Annotated in this window: 4 protein-coding genes; all 4 read right to left on the bottom strand. The window is 63.7% G+C overall.

Going from position 1 to position 3,753, the window contains the following annotated elements:
- Positions 1-17 precede the first annotated feature (17 nt).
- The 4 genes from AC1D1X_RS18120 to AC1D1X_RS18135 all read right to left on the bottom strand — a co-directional run bounded on the left by AC1D1X_RS18120 (position 18) and on the right by AC1D1X_RS18135 (position 3,496).
- Positions 18-200 carry a hypothetical protein gene (locus tag AC1D1X_RS18120; RefSeq protein WP_477667996.1) on the bottom strand — a complete coding sequence of 61 codons (183 nt, stop codon included), beginning with the start codon at positions 198-200 and terminating at the stop codon, positions 18-20.
- Between the two features lie 379 nt (positions 201-579).
- Positions 580-1,842 carry an FAD-dependent oxidoreductase gene (locus AC1D1X_RS18125; RefSeq protein ID WP_477667997.1) on the bottom strand — a complete coding sequence of 421 codons (1,263 nt, stop codon included), beginning with the start codon at positions 1,840-1,842 and terminating at the stop codon, positions 580-582.
- A 419-nt stretch (positions 1,843-2,261) separates the two neighbouring features.
- A complete protein-coding gene (locus tag AC1D1X_RS18130) occupies positions 2,262-2,486 on the bottom strand; it encodes a hypothetical protein (protein WP_477667998.1) in 225 nt (74 codons plus the stop codon).
- A gap of 164 nt (positions 2,487-2,650) precedes the next feature.
- Positions 2,651-3,496 carry a ZIP family metal transporter gene (locus AC1D1X_RS18135; protein ID WP_477667999.1) on the bottom strand — a complete coding sequence of 282 codons (846 nt, stop codon included), beginning with the start codon at positions 3,494-3,496 and terminating at the stop codon, positions 2,651-2,653.
- Positions 3,497-3,753 lie beyond the last annotated feature (257 nt).

Below are 3,753 nucleotides of genomic sequence, written 5' to 3' on the forward strand. Positions count from 1 at the left end.
TCAGCAGGCGCGCGCGTTCAGCAGGCGCGCGCGTGGCCGGACAGGCGGGTGCGCTTGTGCGGATTGTCCAGGCGTGACCCCGACGAAGGGCCGGCACCGCGACTGCTCCGCGAGCCGTTGTCCGGCCGGTCACCCAGGCGTCCTTTCGAAGGGCTGGGTTCGGGCCTGTGGGAGTGAAGTGTCTCTGCGGCGGTTTTCATGACGGTCTCCTTGAAGGTCACCTTTGCTTGCGGCAGAAAGCAGCAGCGAGGTGCAGACTGTTGAGTGGGATTGGGGGGTGGTTTGCGGCGCTTGCACACCTGCTACGCACCTGTGCCTGCCTTATTCACTGTAGGCATCGTTGCGGCCGGGGAATGTAGGCAATGCCTGTGGATTGCGTAGGAACAAGCCTACAAACCCTCTTTTTTTGTCTTTTTGCCCTTCCTGCGGACGCCAGTGTTCAAGTCCTCCCGCTGGAAAAGAAGGCGGATGCAGCTCAGGACCGCCCCCCGAAAATCTTCAAGGACTCAAGAAAAAATGGCCTTCCAGCCTTATTGAACAAGCGCAAACAGCTATCAAATCAATAGCAACTACGACCATTCAGCCGGTATCGGCAGTCACCAGCTGGACAGGCGAGCGCACGTGCTCAGGCCGCACGCCCACGCCGACCGCATAGGCCGGCAGCGCCTGCAGCAAGGGCCAGCGCCGCATCAGCTTCAGCGGCCAGGGCAGCGCCATGGGCGGGCCGTCGCGCCCCCGCGCCGCCAGTACCGGGCTGAGCAGGCGGTTCTGGATGGCGACCTGCACCGCCTGCGTGACGCGTGTGGGAAACAACCGGCGTTTTTGTACCTGCGCCAGCAAGGGCGTCAGCGCGGCCCGGTCCACCTGCGGACTTGCGAGGGGAGCAGCCAGAATGTTGGCCGCCGCCACGGCATCCTGTACCGCCAGGTTGATGCCCACGCCGCCCACAGGCGACATGGCATGTGCAGCGTCGCCGATGCACAGCAGGCCGGGCTTGTACCAGTGCTCCAGCCGGTCGACCGTGACACTCAGCAGCTTGATGTCGTCCCAACTGGCCAGGGTGGCGATACGGTCGGCAAAGAGCGGCGCCACCTTCACCACGTCTGTGCGGAAAGCCTCCAGCCCCTCTGAGCGAACAGCCTCGATGCCGCCCTTGGGAATCACATAGGCGCACTGCCAATAAGTACGGCGGTCAATCATGGCCAGGAAAATGCCGTTGGTAATGCGCCCGCCCGTCGTGGAAGGATCGCCCGGCATCTTGGGCAGGCGCATCCACAGCACATCGATAGGCGCGCCCAGATCGCGCACGACCAGCCCGGCCGAACTGCGCACCGTGGACCGCCTGCCATCGGCCCCGATCACGAGGTCCGCCATCACCTGCAGGGCGCCCTCGGGTGTGGCGACCTCCACGCCCGTCACCACGCCATCTTGCTGGATCACGCCGGTCACTCCGGCGTTCTGGATCAGGCGAAAACCGGGATACAGCTCCGCCTCATCGCGCACAAAATCCAGAAACTCCCATTGGGGCATCATCGCGATGAATTTGCAGCGCAGGCGCAAATGCCTGAAGCTGGCCAGCACGAGTTCGGTGTTGCCGACCACGGCGCGCAACTCACTCACTTCATCGTGCGGGCGCGCCAGGAACTTCTCCAGCAGGCCCAGTTCGTGAATCACTTCGAGAGTGGATGGATGCACGGTGTCGCCGCGAAAGTCACGCAGGAAATCGGCGTGCTTTTCCAGCACAAGCACCTGCACCCCGGCGCGTGCCAGCAAAAGGCCCAGCATCATGCCGGCCGGGCCGCCGCCGGCGATGCAGCAGCGGACATTCATTACGTCGGCCATGGTGTCTCCCCGGGGATGAAAATCCTCCGACCATATCCAGGCTTGATGGCCCTTGCAAGCTCCAGGCGGGGCAACCACCGCCCAGACCCGTCAACATCTCTTGCGGAGCTGTTTTCGCCTATTTCAGCGTCATTGGCATGGGAGTGGTCTGTACTTCGCCCGGGTCCGGCGGGGTGTCCAGGGGCGGCAGGGGCTCGGGTGGCGGAACGTTCGGGTTGGTGGCCATGGCTACTTCCTGCTTCCCTTTTCCGGCGCCGTTGGGCCCCTGCCAGGCGACTGCAGAGACTGCGGCGGCTCCACCCGTCTGGGCAAGTCGCGGATCATCGCTTCACCTTTTTCGTCCCGGCCGTCGGACGGCAGGTCCGCTTCCAACGTCGGTTCGGGCTCTTCATTGCCTGGCCGCTTGCGCGTTCCGCCCATCACAGACCCACCACCATCAAAGGCATGTCATGGATTGCCAGCGCAGCGGCGGCGGCCATGCTGGCGAAAACGGTGATGAAAAAAGCGATGTACGCGGCTGCGCGCGGGCGGTGAAAACTCCGCGGCTTGCGCGGCGGCGCGTCTTGAGCCAACTCGCCGCTGACATCGTAGGCCGACGGGCGGAAGGCGCTGGAAACCGTGGTGGAGTCTGAATGGAAGTTCATGGCGGGCCTGCCTTTTGCACAGTGTTTGCACAACGCAACGGAGCATCAAAAGGATGCTTGCCCTTATCTTCCCGCTCCGCCCGAAACCCGCCTATAGGTCGCCAGGCCTTGTACTTGTCAGGCGCCGTCTGACAGCAGCCGCAACCGCAGCTGCGCCTTGCCGCTCAGTGGTGGTGCGCCATCCCGCTGATCAGCGTGACCAGCCCGATGCCGATACCCAGCCAGGCAATTTGCGCCATGGTTTCCCGGGCGGTGACGCGTTTTTGCAACTGGGGAATCAGGTCGGCCAGCGCGACATAGATAAAACTGCTGGACGCCATGATCAGGAAAAACGGCAGGTAGTCATATAGCTGGTCAACCAGCGCATAGCCGACCACGCCGCCCAGCGCGGTGACGGCACCGGCCAGCGACACCTTGATGAAGGCGGCGCGGCGGTTGTTGGAGGTCTGGCGCAGGACCACCAGGTCGCCCATGTGGTGAGGCACCTCATGCACCAGCACCGCCAGCGCGGCGACCACGCCCAGCCGCAAATCGGCCATGAAGGCCGACGCAATCAGGATGCCGTCGCCGAAAGCGTGCACGCTGTCGCCGGCCAGCACAGCCCAGCTGCCGCTTTTGGCTTCGCCATGCGTATGGCCGTGGTGGCCGTGGTGGCTGTGCGCGGCATGGACGTGCTCCGTATGGTCATGGTGTGCATGCGCCGCAGCCTCGGGGCCATGGTGCTCGCCGCCATGGTGCTCATGGCCGTGATGCCAGAGTTCGGCCTTGTCGAGCAGGAAAAAGAACACCAGCCCGACCAGCAAGGTGGCAAACAGTTCCTTGGCCCCGGCCTGGCTTTCAAAAGCCTCGGGCAGCAAATGCATGAAGGCCGTGGCCAATAGCGCGCCGGCCGCCAGGCTGAGCATGTGCTGGGTGTAGCGGGCCAGCACACCAAAGCTGAGCAGAGCCGCCAGCCACACGCTGCCAATGCCTGCAGCCAGGGTCCCCACCAGGATTGCTATCAAAGTCATAGCTGCTTGCGCTCGTATTTATTGGGCTAAGGCCCGAAATCACTCAAAATTATCCGCAGAGGTTACACCACAGACGACAAACCCCGGGCGCGGCATCCAATGCCTGCGGCCGGGGTTGTTTCAATCTTATCAAGCCTGTCAAGTGGTTAGCCCCCACGGTCGCTCACTGCGTGTAGCTCCCGAGGCCTTGCAGGCCGCGGCTCGCGAGACGCTTCGCCTCTGTCGCCCGTCCAAGCCTGCGCAGGCAGGCTTGGAGC

Source organism: Polaromonas sp. P1_G4 (assembly GCF_056405475.1).

What these genes read in the sequence shown, in the direction of transcription:
- AC1D1X_RS18120 (WP_477667996.1), bottom strand. Translation starts at nt 200, where the DNA reads ATGAAAACCGCCGCAGAGACACTTCACTCCCACAGGCCCGAACCCAGC.
- AC1D1X_RS18125 (WP_477667997.1), bottom strand. Translation starts at nt 1,842, where the DNA reads ATGGCCGACGTAATGAATGTCCGCTGCTGCATCGCCGGCGGCGGCCCG.
- AC1D1X_RS18130 (WP_477667998.1), bottom strand. Translation starts at nt 2,486, where the DNA reads ATGAACTTCCATTCAGACTCCACCACGGTTTCCAGCGCCTTCCGCCCG.
- AC1D1X_RS18135 (WP_477667999.1), bottom strand. Translation starts at nt 3,496, where the DNA reads ATGACTTTGATAGCAATCCTGGTGGGGACCCTGGCTGCAGGCATTGGC.